Source organism: Aminobacterium sp. UBA4987 (genome assembly GCF_002396985.1).
Classification (GTDB): Bacteria; Synergistota; Synergistia; order Synergistales; family Aminobacteriaceae; genus Aminobacterium; species Aminobacterium colombiense.
In genome coordinates, this window is sequence record NZ_DGZF01000004.1 from 77736 (window position 1) to 96476 (window position 18741).

Here is an 18741-nt window from a genome sequence, read left to right on the forward strand (position 1 = left end):
CATAAAGTCTATTTCTTGTATTCCGGTGGAAGGAAAAACTCTGGAACCTCTATGCCCTTTTCTTTGGCGTAACGAATAAGACCTGGGTGGGCAGGAACAAAGGCATCTTTTGTTGCGTATTTAAAGTAATCTGCAACAGGATCCCATCCCTTTACGGCCCCATAGGCCGCTGCAACTTCTTCAAACCCTTCCACATAGGCTTTAACGATGTTATAAGCCACTTCTTCTGACATTCTGGTGCTGGCCACTGCTCCAGCGATAGGGCACTCTTCCCAAATTGGGCCCACATCTGGAAGCTGGCTGATAGAACCTTTTTGAGTTTCAAGGAAGCTCATGCTAGGAATTTTTTCCCGTATTTTCTTTATGTCATCTTCTGAGTAACCAATGACCACTAGCGGGGTTGTAATATTCACTTCTATGAGGGAGGCATCCATAGAGGTCAAACCGCTCGATTTCTGAACCCCCACGATGCGCCCTTCTTTAAGAGCATTGACGGCATCCCCATAGGCCATGGGCATAAGGTTGATATTGGCCCCTGTAATGTCGTTGTACTCCATAACGTAAGAAGCTGAAGCAGAACCTGGAATGCCCGGGCAGAACCGTTTTCCAGCAAGATCTTTAAAGGTGGTAACATTGGCATCTTTCCTAACATAGAGACGGTCGGCAAATACGTTTCTCAAAAACAGCCAACGGACATCTTGATAGGGTTTTTCCCCTTCAAAAGCCCCTGTTCCTTCATAGAGCTGAAGGGTTGACGGCAAGTCGATGCACATAGCAAAGTCAAAAACACCATCGCGAACTTTCTTCAGGTTATCAATACCGGCTCCACTTTCCACAACAGTCACATTAAGCCCAACATTCGCTTTGTTGACCACGTTGGCGGCGGCTACGCACCATGCATAGACACCGGAAGAAGAGGACGTACTGCCCATATTCAAACTCGTTTGGCCATAGCCTGCTCCTGCAACGACGAAAGAGAAGAGCACTAGCAGACACCCAAGAAGCAACTTCTTTCTACTTTTCTGCATTGTGTTTCCCCCTTTTTTCCCTTTTAAAAATCATCTCTGTTCCATGGAAAACCACGGAAAAGCCTCAAGCACCCAAGCTTTTTCAGCCTTCCTGCACTGTACTTCGTCTTTTGCCTTCCTTATAAGCGTCCCTCCTTCTCCTTCATGGTAGCATAATCATCAATAGCGGCCGTGCCATCAGCGGCGACCCGATATGTCAAAAGACTTATGCTGTTTTAAGTAAGGGGTTAGCCCCCCCGCGGAAAGAATTCGGATCATTACATCAGGAAGCGGTTCCATAGGAATTATCTGGTTTGTAGTGAGATTGAAGATTCTTTGAGTAGAGAGATCAATGCGCAATTGATCGAGGTCGTGGATATCGTCAGTATTACATACTATAACAGGAACCCCAAGATTTATGGCGTTTCTAAAGAATATGCGTGCAAAGGATTTCGCTAAAACACCCCCTACTCCAGCATATTTCAATGCTACAGGCGCCTGCTCTCTTGAGGAACCGCACCCGAAATTTCGACCGGCCACAACAAAATCCCCAGGCTGTATCTTCTTGCTGAACCCGGGTGAAATGTCTTCGAAAAGGTGTTCCACCCAAACGGTATGATCGAGGGTTTTGGTGTATTTACCGGCGATGATGTAGTCGGTATTTATATTGTCGCCAAAGATATGGGCCTGTCCCTGAATCATCGTACATCCCCCATTTCAAGAAACTCTCGGGGATCAGTAATGCATCCCTTTAAGGCCGAAGCAGCACAGGTTACAGGTGAAGCCAGATAGACAGAGGCTTTATTGTTCCCCATCCGCCCCTTGAAGTTCCTATTGGCCGTAGAAAGCACCGTTTCGCCATCTCCAGGCACTCCTAAATGGGTTCCGGGACAGGGACCGCAGCCTGGAGGGATAAGAGTAGCTCCCGCTTTAAGGAATGTTTCCACAAGACCTTCTTTAACCGCCTCGAGAAAGATTTGCCGCGATGCCGGCCCTATGATCAGGCGACAGTTGGGGTTCACCCTTCCCTTTCGCAAAATAGCCGCAGCTGCTCGTAAATCTTCAAGTCTTCCATTGGTGCATGTTCCGATAAATACCTGCTGCACCTCTCTCCCCGCCACATCCTCCACTGGATGAACGTTGTCAACGGCGTGGGGACAGGCGACTTGCGGCCCAATGGCATTAACGTCTATTTCCATCACATTGTGGTAAACAGCGTCTGCATCGTCAAAAATAGGGGTGTAGCTTTTATGGGTTCTGCCAGTCAGATAGGCGGACGTTTTTTCGTCACACTCCATAATTCCGGCTTTCGCCCCGCACTCAATGGCCATATTGCACATGGTCATACGATCACAGATCTCCATATCGGCAATAGTTTTTCCTGTAAAGCTGATGGCCAGGTAATCGGCCCCATCAAATCCCAGTCTGCCAATGGTGTAGAGCATTACGTCTTTCGCGGTCACTCCTTTGCCCATGGCTCCACTGTAAACTATCTTCAGCGTCTCCGGCACCTTCAGCCAAAGCTGTCCTGTGAGCATCACTCCGCTCATGTCAGTGGAACCAATTCCAAAAGAGAGAGCGTTCATGGCTCCATAGGTACAGGTGTGTGAATCGCATCCCAGCACGATCTCTGAGGGAACCACGAGTCCCTTTTCCACAAGAAGCTGGTGGCAAACCCCTTCCCCAACCTCGAAAAGACGCACATTCTGTTCCTTGGCGAAGTCCCGCATGAGGGAGTGAAGGCGGCTCGCCTGCTCATTAGGGCAGGGAACGGCGTGATCAAGCACAAACACCAGACGGGAAGCATCCCAAATGTGAGGTTCCCCATATTCGCGGAAAGCCTGAATCGCCAGGGAAGCCGTGCTGTCGTGGGCCATGGCAAGATCTACATTGACCACAGCAATATCTCCGGCCCGCACATCCTGACCACAGTGAGATGATATTATTTTTTCAACAATGGTCTTCCCCCGCCCCATACTTACGCCTCTTTTCTAAGAAGATTTGTCAGAACTTTCACGTTATCAAGATCTTCAAGATGCATCACAGCGTCAACAATCTTCTTCCGCCGGTCTGCGCAATCAAAGACCTTCCCCGCCAGAGAATCGAATTTCCAAAGAAGCTCTTCTTCTGTAAAGGGATTCAGCGGGTGTCCCTTGGGATATTCTGTTCTCAGATTGAAGACACGGCCGTCGTTGAGTTCGATCTGGACCTTCACTGTATAACGAAGGTTTCTTGGCAGATTCTCAATTTCTTCGTCGGGATATACCTCGACTTTTTTGGCGTACTCGAGAATCCTCTGATCGCGGATCTTTTCTTCGTTAAACTGATCCACAAAGGCGTTTCCTTCAAGCATGGTCACGGCGCATACATAGGGGTGGCTCAGCTGGGCCGCTACAACACTGGTAATGGCGTCAGCGTTCACCGAATATTTATGTGTAATGGAAGTGGTTCCAACCCTGATCTTTTTCACGTCGTCGGGATTGATCTCAGGGTGCTCTTGTCTGAATCTCCGCAGCGTATCGATGGTGGAATGTTTGCTTCGGCAAGTGGAGTAGAACTTCAGGCCTATGCCAAGGAGTTCCCACCGCTCTCCCAGTTCTCCAGCTGTGCGCTCTACGTTATAGATATCGTCTGTAAAGCAGTTGTAGAACCCGCCGAATTTATTCTCAAAAACATCCTCGATGCCGGTAAAGCCCTCTTTAGCCAGCAGACATCCAATAATGGCCCCTTCAGAAGACTTGGAGGGAACTATTCGCTTGGCCATGGAAGCGAACTGTACAGCCTGCAATCCGCTCGACCAGTTTCCGGTAATGCCCATGGCGTGGATCATCTGATCTTTGCTCAGCCCCAGCATCTTCCCCACCCCTGCGGCAGAACCGAAGGGGCAGCACGTACCCGTATTGTTAAAACCCTGATGGGCCAGCTCCATACCAATGGGAGCCGCTACCCGGCAGGCCACTTCAAAGGCCAGAACCGCGGCGGTGAGAAAATCTTTTCCCGAAACAGTGCCAAGGGTTTCGGCAAAGGCTGTAATGCAGCCAAGAACACCTGTGGAGACGTGGATGATACCGTCGGTGTGGGTATCGTCAAGCTCAAAGGAATTGATGGCAGAACCGTTGAGCATCATGGCCGATGTAACCGATGTCTTAACATTCGTACCCCAAACAGAGGCTTCCTGCCTGTCAGACATTTTCAAAAGTACGTCTTTATAGATCTTCATCCATGGAGTGGTGGAACCAAAGAGACCGCATCCATAGGAATCCAGCAGAATGTTCTTCAAATGGGTTGTGACCTCAACGGGGATATCTTCATATTTGAGCTGTGCGATAAATCGAGAAAGACCTTCATTAATTCTGTCTGCCATCTTGCTTCTCCTCCTTATAATTCACCTGATCTTATTTCAGATGCTGCACGTGATCGTACTGCCATTACCATAGAAGCATGTCGGTCAGTTCTTGAATCGGATTCGTTAAAGTGCCTTCATCCATTATCCAGTCCATAACTTTTTTCTGACGCCCAGCCGTCAGAACAGTCTGGGTCACATCCCTGAACTTATCCATCAGATCTTCATCAGACATGGGGTTAAGGGGATCTCCCTTGGCATAATCCACCCTTGACGCAAAAATCTGCCCGTCGGTATCGGTTATTTCTACAATGGTGGTTCGTATTTCAGGATAGGTCTTCTGAATCTCGGGATCTGCCTCTATTTCTATAAGAGAAGCTATCTTTTTAACCCTCTCGTCTTTAATACTCTCTTCCGTGTATTCCTGGAGACCGGCTCTTCCCCGCACGATCATGGAACCCATGCCGTACTGAAGGCTCAGTCTGGCGTGAAGCACTGTCTGGTAGTCGGGAATATCTGAACCCTGTTTGGCATTTTTGTGGGTCAGCACCCGAATGGATTGAATGTCATCCATCGTCATGGGGTGCCCCCTTAAAATATTTTCCACAGCCTCAACAGCGTAATGAACATACCGGCATGAACAGTAAGGTTTGAAGTATATTTTCTGGAATTCCCACTTCTCGCCAAGGTCTTTTTCAAGAATGGAAGGATTGAAGGTATCTGAAAAACAGTGGGCGAAGCCCAGACGGCCTTCAAGAATTTCTTCTGGCCCCGTAAAGCCATTTTGAGCGAGAAGGGCGGCAAACATGCCGTTTCGCGCCGCATTGCCCGGGTGAAGGTGTTTCACAAAAGAGCCGTCGATTTCGTACTGGTTAATACCTGAGGCCAGACTGCCAACAATGCCAATGGCCGAAACAAGCTCGTCCGCATTCAGCCCCAGCAGGCTGGCACTCACCACTGTGGTGCCAAAGGTTCCCACCGTTCCCGTGGGGTGAAAGCCCTTAAGATAGTGGGAGGGGTTAACCGAGGTGCCAATTCGAAGAGAAACTTCATACCCCAACGCAATGGCAAGAAGTACATCCTCCACAGTGGCTCCCCGCTCTTCCGCAAGAGCCAATGCAGCTGGAATCATAGAAGCCCCGGGATGGTAGGTCGCATACTTTGACCCGTCATCGAGCTCCAGGGCATGGGCCGCTACTCCATTGGCAAGAGCGGCATGAGCGCTATCAGTCTTAAGGAGTGTTCCGATCACCGATGCCTTGCCGGCAGGGGCGCATTTTTTGACAAAACCCTGAATGGCCTGAGCCGAATCTGCCATGGCTGAGCCAGCAATGATCACACCCACAGTATCGAGAAGACACCGTCGTGCCTGATGAACAATAGCTTCAGGCAGGCTTGAAAAGGATGTATCAGCGGCAAATTCCGCCAGCTTCCTCGAAAAGGTTTTGTCACTCATCCCAGGGAACCTCCAGAGAGAAGAGTGGGGCATACTGCTGGCACCCGTACACGTCTGTTTCTGAAGGGCCTCCGCTGGCTATCGACCGCCGAATATTGGCCTTAATACCCATCCCGGGATCGAAGAACATAAAATCAAGCACTTTTTCTGTTGGCACATCGTAGGCCCGGGCAATGGCTTCTTGAGTAACGACACCGCTTTGTTTCACTTTTTCATAGATTGAACGGTCACTGAAGATAATCTCGAGGGTAATCATAAAGCTCCCCGCATTCTTGCTGCGAACCGTTCTGGCTAAATCACATATATTTTTTGTTTTCATGAGTGGAACCTCCCGAAATGGTCAACTATTTCCCCATAGGCGACTGAGTCTATGGGTCTTTCCACACACAGATCCCACAAGCCCGCTAAAAATTCTGCCGGGTAATACACATTCACCATGCCCTGAAGTTTCTCTAAAAGATCCTGATCGTTCACTGGATTTTCAGGCTCTCCCTTGGCTACGGGAATATGCTTTTCAAAAGAACGTCCGTCCTTGAGCTCAATTCTCATCCAGGCTCCCCGCTCCTCTGGATAGATGCGGTTCATGGCTTCATCTTCTTCGAGGTTCATTTTCAGGGCGGTTTGGCGAAGTTTCTCGTTCTTCAGAGTTTTTTCGTCATAATCCCGCAGAGTCACATGGCCCCGCTCAAGGGCAATAGACACGGAGAATGGAAGACTGAACATGGCTTCTTCAAAGGTAGCGGGGGTAAAGATCCGTCCCACTTCCGCAATCCCCAGGGCATAGGTCTTTACGTGGATGGATTCAATATCGTCAAGGGTGAGGCCAAGAGCCTGTTTCCCCTCTTTGGCCAGGTCGATGGCAGCGTGGCAGTGGCGGCAGGTAGGATAAAGCTTGGTATAGGTGTACATAATCTCCCACCGATCTCCCAGCTCTCCCATGAGGGCTTCTTCAGAAAATTCGTTGCGGCACATGGCCTTTAACCAACCGTGCTCTCCCTCGAAAAGAGACCTGGGCCCTTTCGCTCCCCGATCAACGAGGTCTGCTGCCAATACTCCCGCCATGGCGGCCTTGCCCGGCTGAAGTGGCTTGATTCCCGGATGGTCGTGAAGCATCTCCTGAAGTCCGGCGCTTTGCAGCCCTCCAAGTGCAACAGCGTAGGCAAAAGATTCAGGGCCGAAATTCTTAAGGCTGGCGCAGGCAGCGGCAGCGCCAAGGGATCCGCATGTACCTGTAGAATGAAATCCCCACTTCAGATGGGAAGGGTTAATGGCTCTCGCCGCCCGAAGCATTACATCGTACCCCACCACAATGGCCCGAAGAAGGCTGGTAAAGTCAGATCCTTCCCGTTCTGCCATCACAAGGGCAGCCGGAATAATAGCCACTGCAGGGTGGCATGTTCCCCACCGATGGCCGTCATCAAGCTCTATGGAATGCCCCAGAGCTCCCAGGGCCAACGCTCCATTAATAGCAGGAACCTTGCTTCCATGACAAAGGATGGTGGATTCCGGAGCCCCGCCAAGGGAAATGAGGTACTCTGCGCAGAGGGCAGGAAACTCTCCTGTTTTGTGTCCGGCCGCTACTTCCGAAAGAAAATCCACTAGAACGCGGCGAGCCTTATCAAGAACTGCTTCCGGTATGGGGGAAGCCCCCCTATCGCCATAGAATCGGCTTAATTTTGAAAGATAGGTGGCATTTACATCAAGTGTTTGAGTCATTACTAACCCCCTACCGTCTCAAAATGATATTTAAAGATTTTGCTGTCCAGTGGATCTTTGAGGGTCAGCAGATGATCGATGGTCCACCGATAACACTTGTTCTGAGGATAAAGGGGTTCGTCGGTAAGAAGGGCCACAGAGCCGCCCGATGAGTTCATCTGGCCAGGGTAGCTCATATAGAAGAAACGGAACTTGGCGCACTTTGCCACAGTGGTGGCAAGATCCAGATCTTGAGAAACCACTTCTATAAAAACTCCCAGCTCATGGGCCTGGGTTTTTATAACGGGCTCATACTCTCTCATAACGGCGTTTCGGCCATATACGTGGAAATAGAGATCATAGTCTTTGTCCCGGGAAGGCCCAATAATGTGAGACACTTTCTTTCTCGTGTCTTCAAGAATCATGTCGATATTATCGATGGCCCTGGGGTCGCGGATTCCAACAAAGTGATAGACACGGTGCCCCGCTTCGCCGGCCCCTTCCAGTTTCACCTTATAGCTTCCGTCGGGAGAAGAAACAAACTTGCTTCCCGATACTTTGGCGATACGGTCGGTAACAGACTCATAAACGCTCTCATGCATATCGAGAATTCCGCCGGGCAACCCCTGAACGAAGGGATTCGTTCGCTCGTACATAGAGTGGGCCGCAAGGCTGTGTGGCGTTGCCTGCTGTTTCGGATGCATGGGCTCGATTGTAAAATGGTCTGGATGGACAGTGGCAATAATCGACTCTTTCACCATCTGGGGCCAACAGACAAGGGAGGCGCATTCCGCCGCTTTCCCCATATGAAGGCTGATCCCCCTGTCAAAACCCTTAAAGATGGGATAAGCTGCCAAAACGGCATCGTCACAGGCCCGGCCGGCCATAATTACATCCGCTCCCTGCTCAAGGGCATAAACAAACTGCTCAATACCCATACTGGCAGTTACATTCGTCGTCTGCTCAATTACTTCTTTCGTAAGGGGAAAATCTGCTTCAAGAGGTTCAGTGTCTCCGTTTTCTACGCGTTTTAACAGTTCATTTTTGTCCACTTGAGAATAGATAAGAGCCATTTTGAAGGGGGCGAGGCGATGTTCTTTTGCTATATCGCGAATAAGGTCGGCGTACAAATCCACAGTTCTGTCTGTTCCAGTGGTGCTGCATGATCCAACAATCATGGGAACATTCTTTTTTCTTGACTCCACAAGCATTACTTCAAGGTCGTGTCTTTCCCATTCAATTGGGTTGTGGGGCTTGTTGGCTCCTAAAAAGGTGGGGCCGGCATCGGCTGTTCCCGCATCGGCTGCGAAACAGTCGATATGATGCTTCACACCTTCGTAAAAGGATTCTTCTTCGATAATGTTATCGCCCAAGTTGCCGGTAGACACGAGAAGCGAACATTTTTCCACAACATTCCCTCCTCTATTTTCGGAAATTGACTTCCGTTTGGCTATAGGTTAATATACTCAGACTCTTTTGTCAACTTCAAATAGTGCGGGTTTAATAGCTATAAAAAGGCTAAAATAGGGGTGTTTGGCGCAAACACGGCGCAAAAAAGAAAATTTTTAATTTATTTCATCGGATAGCAACTTCCGAAAATAGAGAGGGCTTTAAAATGCAAAATTTTACGTATAATAGTAGCAAAACCAGCAAAGGAGTTTCACTCATGTTTGCCAATGAAAAATATGCGGCCACAGTTATAGAGATTCTACGCATCCTCTACTTCTCTGATGGCATTCAGTCATCAAGCCATATACGCAGCCAGCTCGGAGAGCGAGGATTCGACCTCGACTCCAGAACGGTACGGTATCATCTTTCAAACATGGAATCTGAGAACCTTGTGAAGAGAAAGGGAAACAGAGGGGCTTACCTTACCGAAAAAGGAATCAGCGAAGCAAAAATGCTCTTCGTTTTCGACCGCGTTGGCACTCCATCCTTCGAAACTGAAAAACTTTCTTCTTTTTACTCTTTCAATGGGGAAAAAAAGAAGGGCTTCATCGTCGCCAACTGCCTCCTTCTAGAAAAGAACAAGCTATCAATCGCCTTGCAAGAACTTAAAAAGGCTGCTTTTACAAACGTATGGGTATCGTCTCTCCTCGGCATTTCAAAAGAACCGGAAAAGCTGTGGAAGTGCGACCTTCCTGACAAGTATGTAGGTCTTGTCTGCGTATCATCCAGGAATTACGATGTGGCTCTTCAGAAGAAAGGAATCTATGTGGAAACCTCGGCAACAGGTCTTTACAGCCTCAAAAACTTCACTCCCCGGGGATTTACAGAGATCATATCTCATACAGGAACAACCCTCAGCCCTGGAGAAATCCTCATTCGAGGGCGATACACATCTGTCTGCCGTCTGGCAGAAACCGGGGAGGGGCTTGTTACCGCTGCCATCAAGACCTTTCCATCATTCTTATACAAAGAACTTCAAGAAGCCCTGGCGCACCTTGATCCATCTATCTTTTCAGGTCTCATTTTCCATGGCGGGCTCATTCCCCCCTCATATCGCATCAGCTCAAAAGACCGCAACAAAGGCTACATGGTCATATACGGCGGCGCCAACCTCTTCTCTCCCCTTATTGAAAAAGGAATCGCCACCAACCTTTCCATCGCCAGCAGCCTCTACGACGTAGAACAAATGACCGACATCAACAGCCTGTAGTGGCACCACTCATTAATGTTATTTAAAATTACGCTATCCCCTTTTAACAAAACTATTCAAGCCACATTTGACTCGAAATGTTATTTTTAGTATCATTTGGAATGAAAATGGATACGAAGTATCGAAAGGAGGCTCTAAGGTGAAAAGGTTATCAACAACTAAACTTGCAGAGACACTAAAAACAAAACGTGAAGAAAAGGGTTTTACACAAAATGAGCTTAGCAGCCTCACTGGAATAAACCGAGTGATGATCAGTCGCATAGAACACAAAAGTTTTATTCCTTCCATTACCCAGTTTGAAGCTTTAGCGAGAGTGCTGGACTTTGAAATTACCGACATGTTTGTTGAAAAGCAGCAAACAAACTCATTTATTGCGCTACGTAGCGAAACCTTAAGTGGAAATGAGAAAAAAGGCGTCGATAAGCTCTTCTCTATGATACTGTCTCTCAGACAGCAAGTCTTGCTAAGGAGCAAATTCGAAAATGAACAACTTCGTCGTTCTTGACGAATTCCAGATCGAGAAAATACGGAAACTAGCTAGCGAGAAACGCCTGGCATTAGGCTTCGTAGGGGAAACACCAATCGCAAATGATATTTTTATGATTCTCGATAATATGAACATTATTTTGTTGGAATACCCTATTGAATCAGAGAACAACAAACCTGCTTTCTCTGCCGCCCTCATGTATTCAGAGGAAGGCGGCCAGAAACTTGTTTTTATTGGACTAAATACCGCTGATTTTTTTGATAAGCAAATCTTTGCAACAGCGCATGAGCTCTATCATTTCTATACAAAAACTGGTACGCCTCATATTAGCCGATTGGACAACGAAAATAATGATGCAATAGAAGCTCAGGCCAACCGGTTCGCGGCGGAATTTCTGCTACCCAAAAATATATTGGAAAGCATTATTCTTAGAGAATTCAAAACATCCTCGCTCCTAAAGGTCCAAAGCAAAACATTAATGCGCTTTATCGCCAGATTGCAGTGTACGTGGTGGCTTCCATATCATTCATTAGTCAAAAGGTTAAAAGAAATCGGCGCAATTTCTGACAAACAATACGAAACCCTCTACTCCATTGACGAAAGAGATCTGGAGGGAGAGTATGGACGTATGGGGAGGGCTATTAACGAAGATGTTTTCCTGAAGCTCAACACTCCAACGAATCGGATTGGAACCTCCCCTAAAGAGATCGAAGTCATCATTCGAAACTTTGAAGACGACATCATTAACGAAGACACATTTATTGATACTCTACTACTATTTGGCAAAAAACCAGACGATTTCGGGTATGAATCCGGCGTTTCTCAAGAAGACATTGATGAATTTAATGCCTTTTTCAACAGAAAGAGCAACGATGAAGGTTGATCTAACTTCTCGCAACCATGCTCTTATCAGCATTTCTAAAAATTCTGAACAAATTATCACTCTTGACGCTAATTTCCTTATCCCACCCAATAGAAGCCGACACACTAAAAGAGGATTCGACTTCCCTCAATTTCGAGAAACGTGGCTTAACCCAATATTCACAGCCTTTCCCAAATTGGCCATTCACGAAGCTGTTTACGATGAATTAATATCGCCACCCGTTCAAGTTTATGTTCAAGCCATGATAAGCAACATTCCTCCCCGCCTAGTTATTCACAAAGATTCCACGTTAACAGCTGAAGAAAAGGTAATTAGAGACACTATTGAAGAAAAGATCTCTCCCCTGACAAAGTATTCGCCGCTAATTAACAATAAAGAAGACCGAGGTGAAGTTAAATCCCTTGCATACATCGCCGTAAAGGGGCTTCTTTATTTCGCAGCCCATGATTCCATTGCAATCCAGCTCATTGAAAAGGCTGAGAAATGGTCTACAGGACTAGACAATGTACATGCAATTAAAATGTACGAACTTCTTTTCTATCTCTATAAGACAGGATTTGGCGACAACAAATCATTGAAAATGCTGTATAAGTACCAATATTATTTAACGTCAAAAGAGAAAGATATGAACCCGCAATGGGGACAGTTCACCGATGCGATGGAAGCCCTCTACGGTGCCACCCTCTACGGTGCCAGGTCTTGAAAATGTGCAATTGTATTAAAAGTATGCACGAATGCCCCACGAATGCCCCCACAAGAGAGTCTTGAAACCTCTTTTGAGGGCATTTGCTATTTTTCTGCCTGCCAACATGTGAAATTAAAAACTAATGCACATTTTCAAGACCTGGCGCCATTGACGGAAATTATAGTAAGAATAATAATAGAGTGGTTAATTTTATAGTTTTGCCTTTTGAAACGTCAAAGACACAGGAAAGGGGCCATTGCAACATGGAAAACGAATACACTAATACACAACACTCTCATCTACCCATCGAAGAAGACGAAATAGACCTTCTCGACCTTTTGCTGACGATCATAAAAAACAAGAGACTAATACTCGCTACAACCGCTGTTTTTTTCTGTATAGCCTTGATTGCCAGCTTTACTATAACACCTGTTTATCAGGCAAAAGCTACGGTGTTTTTATCTCGATCAGATCAGGTGATAACAGATAAAAAACCCGAAGGGGTTTATTCCACCTCTACCATTACCCCTGAAATTATTACAACGCTTTTTTCCAGCACAAGTGTAATTAACAAGACAAAAACCAGTTTGCCCGAATCAGAACGGGCTTCCTTTGTTAGTCTTCAAGCTGATATGGATAATAAAACCAAAGTCATAACCCTCACAGCTGCGGCCAGCGCCCCTGATACAGCCGCCGCAGCAGCAAACCATGCCATAGATATAGCACAGGCAGAACTTCACTCAGCTATTGAAACCAGAAACCTTGAAACTGCCAAGTTAGAAGATACTCTAGCCTTTGAAATAGAAGAAGCTAAAAAAAGTCTCTCTGAAAAAGAAGTGGATTTCGCCCGATATATACAAAAAGTAACGCCATCTAAGGACAAAGAAACCTCTCAATTACTTTATTCTCACTTGGAGTTAGAAAAGCCTCAAAGTGCTACGGCCCTCTTCGATCTGCCAGACGGCGGCCTTGAATATCTTCGCTACCTTCGCGAAATACAAATACTGGAAGACCAGTATCTTTTACTTCAGCAACGCAAAATGGCCCTTGCTGAGCTAAGACGACCCGTATCGATCATGGCTCTTGAAAAAGCTACGCCGCCTTCATCTTTCATTAAACCCAAACGAACACTCATGGTAGTTCTTGCCACCATGCTTGGCCTTTTTACAGGCGTCTTCGCCGCCTTTATTATGGAATTTGTGAGAAATGCAGCGAACGACCCCAAGCGCGCAGAAAAACTCGCCGCTATTCGCAAATCCCTATCTCTTAAAAAGTAAAACCTGTAGTGGTGCCAGGTCTTGAAATTATACGCTAATGCACATTTTCAAGACCTGGCACCACTTTTTTGTAAAACCGGTACACAACTTTCTGGTTCAGCTGGGCAGGCCCCATGCGATCTTCTTCCCATTTTTTCAGGTCATCCCAGCTCCACAGATCAGTATGGGGGCTCACTAGCGACTCAAGCTCCAAATACCACGGCTCTTCTACCATCTTCACAACCAGGCCGGGTGACTGTGTATCTCCCCAGCAAGATAAACGGTGCTCATAAAAATTCCGAACCTGGCCGTTCTGCCAATAGGTTCGTATTCGTTCAGCCTCAACTTCACCAACAAGAACGTAGTCTGTGGCCTGCAAAGCGCCATCTTCGCCAGGCTTCATCAGAACGCCTTTAAAAAGAGGCTCTTGTGTTGGGTCGACCCTCCGAACACGGCCTATCGTTCCAGACAGAAGGGGAATCTGAACAGCGTGACCCCGCGGGGCACGGGTGTAATCGAAAGCCAGCTCTCCCATTTTTTTCGTCTTATCTCCCTGGGCAAAGCGCACCACAATCCCCGTGTAAGCCGGCTGATCCTCTAATTCCTCATACAAGAAGCCTATAGACCAGTTCTTAAAGGTGCGGCCCACAAAAAGGTTAAATCCCTGGGCCGTTTCCCCCATCACTTCTTCTCGTATGGGTAAGTCACCGAACCTTGCTTCATAATGCCACAAACCAGAATCGTTGCGATAGAAAATATACCGTTCTGCCCAATTCGAAGAGCGGTCTACACCAAAACCCCAGTCTATCCACGCAGCATGAACGCCCAAGCCGCACTTGTGGGCATAATCAGCAGTAAGAATCAGGCCGGAATAGCCTGTTTCATCTCCGCCCTTGAGGTCACCGATTCCCGGCACCTGATCAAAGGTGGCGATAGCATCCGGATAGGGGAAACGTAAATAGCGGCTTCTTCCAAGCTTGGCACTCAAACTCAGTGTTCCGTTTGCATCTACATAAAAACCATATTTCTCAATAAAAGCTTCGTCAAAACGGGGGGCCCACTCCCCTAAACCGTTCATTTCTTTATTAGAGCGGATAATACTATGCCATCGCAGGCCAGCCCCTAAATCCACATCTGTCAAAAGCTGCAAGTTTCTGAAATCCAAATGGTCTGTCCAGAAATGAGCCCCTGCACTGAGTCCCCAAAAGCCATTGCCTTTCCCAATGCTTGGAAAGCACCACCCCTTCTCGTATATCTCTTTTTGTCTGCACAAAGCCTTTTCCCCAAAAGGAAAAATCATAAGCAGAAGAATGAGGATAAAGAAAAAGCATTTCTTCATTGTATATTCGCCCTTGCTACCTTGACGACCTGGAAGGCACTAAGCCTTTGAGCACCCTTTGCAGCCAATGCACTCCTAAAGCTTCTTTAAATTCCTTTAGCTTTTTTTTCTGTTCAGGGTCTTTTTCAGCCCTGCTCCACGCCTCCGCCAGGAAGGCACAAAAAATAGAAACGAACAGCCCTAACATGGCAGCCAGCACCACCATCATTTTTCGCTTTGGCTTGATACGCTGCTCTGGAGTCACCGCTTTATCAAGCACCTGAATAGTCACAGGCGTATAGGCTTCGTCGAGACGAGACGTCTCGTACATCTTGAGCAGGGTATTATACAGAACCTCCTGAAACTTCCAGTCACGGAACTTCTCAAGGTACTCAAATCGAGCCGCCGGCATACCTCCAACAGGATTGAGGGGATCACCAGAGTCTGTTACCAACTCTAAACGGGCTATCTCTTCTTTTAATCCATTTATCTCTTTTTCAAGCTTTACCACTTTAGGGTTCTGATGTGTCGCATAGGATAAAAGGGATCGCAGCTGTATTTCTCTTGCAGCAATCTGAGCTCGCATATTCACCCTGTTCTGAATATTGGCCGTTAGCTGGGCGTCTCCCATATATACACCTGTTTTTTCCTGAAACTCCCGCAAACTTTTTTCAGCCTGGGCCAAAGCTTCACGGGCATAATCCAGTTCATTCTCATAATATCCTCTCCGCTGAGCCGCTTCTGTGGAAAAAAAATGGTCTGCCATATGCTGCAGTTCTTCCACATAGGCATTGGCTATATCCGCCACTTTATACTGATCAGTGTAAGATACCGTTACAAGAATGGTTCCATTCTTTTCTTCAGTTACAGACATTTCTCCTATGTTTTCAGCAACAAAATCATGACGTCTCATTTCTTTCCCTGCCCCAACCATATCCCTCCAGCCATTTGAAACAAAACGATCAAGCACCTGGTCTTGTAAAGAGCGGCTCTTCAGCATGCTCACATAAACGTTGCCGCCAGTGGGGCCCAAAGACAGCAAATCACCCATTAACCCAGCCTTTTCTTCCATCAGACTGGCAAAAGACGGCCTCTGAACAGGATTCAAAATTCTCGTCGATGCCTGGTATACCTTTGTCATAAGCAAACTGGCTATAATTGCCACGACCACAAAAAGGGTCGTTATTCCCATTATTATTTTTTTCTGCCGGGCGAGTACAAGCAGCAGATCAAGCAGGGAAATCTCGTCGTCTTCAAAGTAATGAATTTCTTCTCCATTCTTCATTTCAGCCATAATCCTATCCTCTTCATTATTTTGTAATGTTATGTATGCTCGCTGCTGTTACCGCTACTTTATAGAGCATATCCACATAATCCCGGGTCTGACGCATTCCCCGGTAGCTGGCCATCTTCTGCGGCACCACAATAGCGTCTCCCGGCTCAATGAGGTTCCAGTCATCCCCTTTGTTGAACTCCTTCACCCAGGGTGTAACCTCCCGAGCTGAAGGCTTCACACGCATGGCCGTACCATCCGCTTTAAGAACATAGATCCTGGCTGGGCTCGCCTCGCTGGTATAACCCCCTGCCATCAGTACATAATCCTTAAAAGAAAGTCTTTTATCATAAATAAAGGCCGAAGGGTTGAGAACAGATCCTATTACCTGAACAGTAGACGGGTTCGCCGGAACGTAGAGGGCATCCCCTTCTTCCAGTACAAGATCATAGGCTGTTCCCTTCAACACCCCTGGCTCTGCGACCAACGTGGCAATACGGCCAGTGGCCTGGATTTCTTTCATCTTTTGCAGCAGATGCCGTTTCTGCTCTGCCTCAGACTGAAGAATTTTTGCCTCTTCTGATGTGAGAGCCGATGACATTTCGTTGGTATTCACGGCTAGAAGCTCTCGTTCCATCCGCTTTGCCATTTCATCAACCTGCCGTTGCTGGGCGGCTTTCACGCTCGCTCTTGTAAAAATTGCACCACGTGGGTAAGCCCTGTCGGTAAAACCCCCTGCCCGTGTTAAAAGGGAAGAAAGAGTTTCTTCCTCCTGAATGGGATAAACACCTGGGTATTTAACCTCCCCATAGATTTCTACTCTTTTATAAAGTTTCCAATTAGGGATGGCCCTTACTGAAATAAAGTCATTCATCTGCACAATTATGTTTTCTGAGGGGTCTCCCGCCAGAACCCTTTTAGCATTCACACGCAACTGATGTGTCTTCGGCCCCTGAGGAGTCGCCTCAACCCGGGTAATCTCGACATCATCTGCTGCGTAATAGAGAAGCCCGCCGGCCCAATCGAGAACATCTTTCAATTTGGTTACATTAGGCTCAATAGAGAAAATACCAGGCTTCGCCACAGGCCCGGCAACTTTTACCGTACTCTGCCGCTCAATAACAGAAAAAATACGCAAGAAGTCGCCATCATTAAGCATGGTAGATCCTATGGAGTTTTTTGAAAGGCGCTTTAAATCCCCTTCAAAAATCGTTCTGTATTCCTGATCCACAACCCTCATCATTTGTACACGGCCTTTATACCCTGTAGCAGTCATACCGCCGGCCATAGCGATAAGGCCTTCCACATTCAGAGGATTTTTAAGTTCGTAGATAGCCGGCCGCCTCACATTTCCCACAATGGCCGCCTGAGGCCCTACCACAGGAATAAACACCACATCTTCCGGCATCATCCTGATATCTTTTGTTTTATCGCCCTTCATGAGCAGATCGTACATATCAAAGGTTGCAACAATCTTGTCGTTCCGTTTTACTGTTATGTTACGCATTGAGCCGTTGCTGTCGGGCCCTCCAGCCTGGAGAAGCACGTTTACAAGGGTCGCAAGTGAAGAGACTGTATAGGCTCCGGGCCTTTTCGCATTTCCCACCACATACACCTTGATGCTTTTCAGCGCGCCGAGGGTCACATTCATTTCGTAATTGGAGTAGTACTTTGAAAACTCCTGATGAAGAGCATAGCGAAGCTCTTCGAAGGTCATTCCCGCCACTCCTATTACGCCAACTCTGGGAATAGTAATGGCTCCCTGGCGATCCACTGTTTCAACCCAGCTTCCTTCCACCATGCCCCAGACATTGATTCTAATCTCATCACCAGGCCCAATCACATAATCCGGACGAACAGGAACAGTATCTCCCGGAGCAAAAGTAGATGGAGGATTTCTAAAAAAACCGGCTCCATATCGCTGAATGCGAGTCAGGCGCTCTTCTGGCAAACTTCCTGTAATAAAACGCTGGAACTCATCTATATTGGAAGCAGGGTCTCCTGTGTCTATTGTTTCTTCTGTGTAATGTGCTGAATCATTCCCAGTCTCATGGGAAGAGGAAGGGGAGATGGAGTTCTCGGGCTGCGAAGGAAAGATGTCAGGAATATCAGGAGCGCTGCCACCTGGAAGAACAATGGGCGCGTGTATTTGTCCCCCTTCCTGAACATCCGGGACGTTTGGCAGGGCAATGCCGCCACTTCCACCCACTCCATCTAAAACCGCCGTCTGGGCCATGGCAAAGGGCGCAAAGAAAAAGATAAAAACAAAGCAACACAATAGAATTCCCCACTTGCGCACAACAAAAACCTCCTCGAAAGATACACTAAAAATGTCCCGCATCTTTTTAATTTTATTATACGAAACTATTTTGAAATCTGCAAAACAACAACAATAAGGAAAAGTCTGTTAAACACACGGACTGGGCCAATGAACGTCTACATAAAGCAACAATCAACTATTCCATCATGTACAAAAAATGAACAGAAAGCCCCGGCTTGTTTCAATTGACGAAACATATTGTTCGTCTTATATTACAGTGTGAGCAATTAATTTGCTAGTGCAATTTAAACTTTTATAAACAAAATAGGTTTTGCCAGCCAATTACGCTGAAACCTCAATTTTAAAATCCGCATTTGTTTTTTGAGGAATGACAATGCATAATAAGATGCAAACCTTGA

Annotated in this window: 16 protein-coding genes; 5 read left to right on the forward strand and 11 right to left on the reverse strand. The window is 47.0% G+C overall.

Features of this window, described 5'->3' with window-relative positions:
- Positions 1 to 8: 8 nt before the first annotated feature.
- From B2U56_RS01770 to B2U56_RS01805, 8 genes are all read right to left on the reverse strand, one after another.
- Positions 9 to 1028, reverse strand: a complete 1020-nt coding sequence (locus B2U56_RS01770) for a TAXI family TRAP transporter solute-binding subunit (protein WP_286951886.1) — start codon at positions 1026 to 1028, stop codon at positions 9 to 11.
- A gap of 177 nt (positions 1029 to 1205) precedes the next feature.
- Positions 1206 to 1709: a 3-isopropylmalate dehydratase small subunit gene (locus B2U56_RS01775; protein ID WP_286951888.1), complete on the reverse strand. Its 504-nt coding sequence runs from the start codon at positions 1707 to 1709 to the stop codon at positions 1206 to 1208.
- A complete protein-coding gene (locus B2U56_RS01780; protein ID WP_273015201.1) occupies positions 1706 to 2983 on the reverse strand; it encodes a 3-isopropylmalate dehydratase large subunit in 1278 nt (425 codons plus the stop codon). The genes B2U56_RS01775 and B2U56_RS01780 overlap by 4 nt, the downstream gene beginning before the upstream one ends.
- 2 nt (positions 2984 to 2985) lie before the next feature.
- Positions 2986 to 4371 (reverse strand): MmgE/PrpD family protein, encoded by a 1386-nt coding sequence (locus B2U56_RS01785; RefSeq protein ID WP_286951890.1) that lies wholly within the window; start codon positions 4369 to 4371, stop codon positions 2986 to 2988.
- Between the two features lie 64 nt (positions 4372 to 4435).
- Complete coding sequence (locus B2U56_RS01790) at positions 4436 to 5806, reverse strand: MmgE/PrpD family protein (RefSeq protein WP_013049084.1); 1371 nt, start codon at positions 5804 to 5806, stop codon at positions 4436 to 4438.
- Complete coding sequence (locus B2U56_RS01795) at positions 5799 to 6125, reverse strand: DUF4387 domain-containing protein (RefSeq protein ID WP_013049085.1); 327 nt, start codon at positions 6123 to 6125, stop codon at positions 5799 to 5801. Before B2U56_RS01795 ends, B2U56_RS01790 begins: the two co-directional genes overlap by 8 nt.
- Entirely contained in the window at positions 6122 to 7522 is a 1401-nt protein-coding gene (locus B2U56_RS01800) for an MmgE/PrpD family protein (protein WP_013049086.1), read from the reverse strand. The genes B2U56_RS01795 and B2U56_RS01800 overlap by 4 nt, the downstream gene beginning before the upstream one ends.
- Before the next feature lie 2 nt (positions 7523 to 7524).
- Positions 7525 to 8910: an acyclic terpene utilization AtuA family protein gene (locus tag B2U56_RS01805; protein WP_286951894.1), complete on the reverse strand. Its 1386-nt coding sequence runs from the start codon at positions 8908 to 8910 to the stop codon at positions 7525 to 7527.
- 257 nt (positions 8911 to 9167) lie between these two features.
- Between B2U56_RS01805 and B2U56_RS01810 the strand changes: the two genes are divergently transcribed.
- The 5 genes from B2U56_RS01810 to B2U56_RS01830 all read left to right on the forward strand — a co-directional run bounded on the left by B2U56_RS01810 (position 9168) and on the right by B2U56_RS01830 (position 13492).
- On the forward strand, positions 9168 to 10160 hold the full coding sequence (locus B2U56_RS01810) for a DUF128 domain-containing protein (protein ID WP_273015198.1): 993 nt from the start codon (positions 9168 to 9170) through the stop codon (positions 10158 to 10160).
- Positions 10161 to 10299: 139 nt separating this feature from the next.
- Positions 10300 to 10665: a helix-turn-helix transcriptional regulator gene (locus B2U56_RS01815; RefSeq protein WP_273312769.1), complete on the forward strand. Its 366-nt coding sequence runs from the start codon at positions 10300 to 10302 to the stop codon at positions 10663 to 10665.
- The gene (locus B2U56_RS01820; protein WP_273312766.1) at positions 10643 to 11530 is read left to right on the forward strand and encodes an ImmA/IrrE family metallo-endopeptidase; all 888 of its coding nucleotides are present in this window, start codon (positions 10643 to 10645) and stop codon (positions 11528 to 11530) included. The genes B2U56_RS01815 and B2U56_RS01820 overlap by 23 nt, the downstream gene beginning before the upstream one ends.
- Positions 11520 to 12233 carry a hypothetical protein gene (locus tag B2U56_RS01825; protein ID WP_286951897.1) on the forward strand — a complete coding sequence of 238 codons (714 nt, stop codon included), beginning with the start codon at positions 11520 to 11522 and terminating at the stop codon, positions 12231 to 12233. The genes B2U56_RS01820 and B2U56_RS01825 overlap by 11 nt, the downstream gene beginning before the upstream one ends.
- A 245-nt stretch (positions 12234 to 12478) precedes the next feature.
- The gene (locus B2U56_RS01830) at positions 12479 to 13492 is read left to right on the forward strand and encodes a Wzz/FepE/Etk N-terminal domain-containing protein (RefSeq protein WP_286951899.1); all 1014 of its coding nucleotides are present in this window, start codon (positions 12479 to 12481) and stop codon (positions 13490 to 13492) included.
- A gap of 34 nt (positions 13493 to 13526) precedes the next feature.
- Here B2U56_RS01830 and B2U56_RS01835 read toward each other — a convergent pair whose 3' ends face one another.
- The 3 genes from B2U56_RS01835 to B2U56_RS01845 are packed head-to-tail and all read right to left on the reverse strand — an operon-like array spanning position 13527 to position 18361.
- Entirely contained in the window at positions 13527 to 14810 is a 1284-nt protein-coding gene (locus tag B2U56_RS01835; RefSeq protein WP_013049089.1) for a hypothetical protein, read from the reverse strand.
- 16 nt (positions 14811 to 14826) lie between these two features.
- A complete protein-coding gene (locus tag B2U56_RS01840) occupies positions 14827 to 16083 on the reverse strand; it encodes a GumC family protein (RefSeq protein ID WP_286951901.1) in 1257 nt (418 codons plus the stop codon).
- A gap of 16 nt (positions 16084 to 16099) precedes the next feature.
- A complete protein-coding gene (locus B2U56_RS01845) occupies positions 16100 to 18361 on the reverse strand; it encodes an SLBB domain-containing protein (RefSeq protein WP_273313141.1) in 2262 nt (753 codons plus the stop codon).
- Positions 18362 to 18741 lie beyond the last annotated feature (380 nt).

Bases quoted from the DNA above. Each gene is read 5' to 3' on its own strand.
- B2U56_RS01770 (WP_286951886.1), bottom strand. From the start codon at position 1,028: ATGCAGAAAAGTAGAAAGAAGTTGCTTCTTGGGTGTCTGCTAGTGCTC.
- B2U56_RS01775 (WP_286951888.1), bottom strand. From the start codon at position 1,709: ATGATTCAGGGACAGGCCCATATCTTTGGCGACAATATAAATACCGAC.
- B2U56_RS01780 (WP_273015201.1), bottom strand. From the start codon at position 2,983: ATGGGGCGGGGGAAGACCATTGTTGAAAAAATAATATCATCTCACTGT.
- B2U56_RS01785 (WP_286951890.1), bottom strand. From the start codon at position 4,371: ATGGCAGACAGAATTAATGAAGGTCTTTCTCGATTTATCGCACAGCTC.
- B2U56_RS01790 (WP_013049084.1), bottom strand. From the start codon at position 5,806: ATGAGTGACAAAACCTTTTCGAGGAAGCTGGCGGAATTTGCCGCTGAT.
- B2U56_RS01795 (WP_013049085.1), bottom strand. From the start codon at position 6,125: ATGAAAACAAAAAATATATGTGATTTAGCCAGAACGGTTCGCAGCAAG.
- B2U56_RS01800 (WP_013049086.1), bottom strand. From the start codon at position 7,522: ATGACTCAAACACTTGATGTAAATGCCACCTATCTTTCAAAATTAAGC.
- B2U56_RS01810 (WP_273015198.1), top strand. From the start codon at position 9,168: ATGTTTGCCAATGAAAAATATGCGGCCACAGTTATAGAGATTCTACGC.
- B2U56_RS01820 (WP_273312766.1), top strand. From the start codon at position 10,643: ATGAACAACTTCGTCGTTCTTGACGAATTCCAGATCGAGAAAATACGG.
- B2U56_RS01825 (WP_286951897.1), top strand. From the start codon at position 11,520: ATGAAGGTTGATCTAACTTCTCGCAACCATGCTCTTATCAGCATTTCT.
- B2U56_RS01830 (WP_286951899.1), top strand. From the start codon at position 12,479: ATGGAAAACGAATACACTAATACACAACACTCTCATCTACCCATCGAA.
- B2U56_RS01835 (WP_013049089.1), bottom strand. From the start codon at position 14,810: ATGAAGAAATGCTTTTTCTTTATCCTCATTCTTCTGCTTATGATTTTT.
- B2U56_RS01840 (WP_286951901.1), bottom strand. From the start codon at position 16,083: ATGGCTGAAATGAAGAATGGAGAAGAAATTCATTACTTTGAAGACGAC.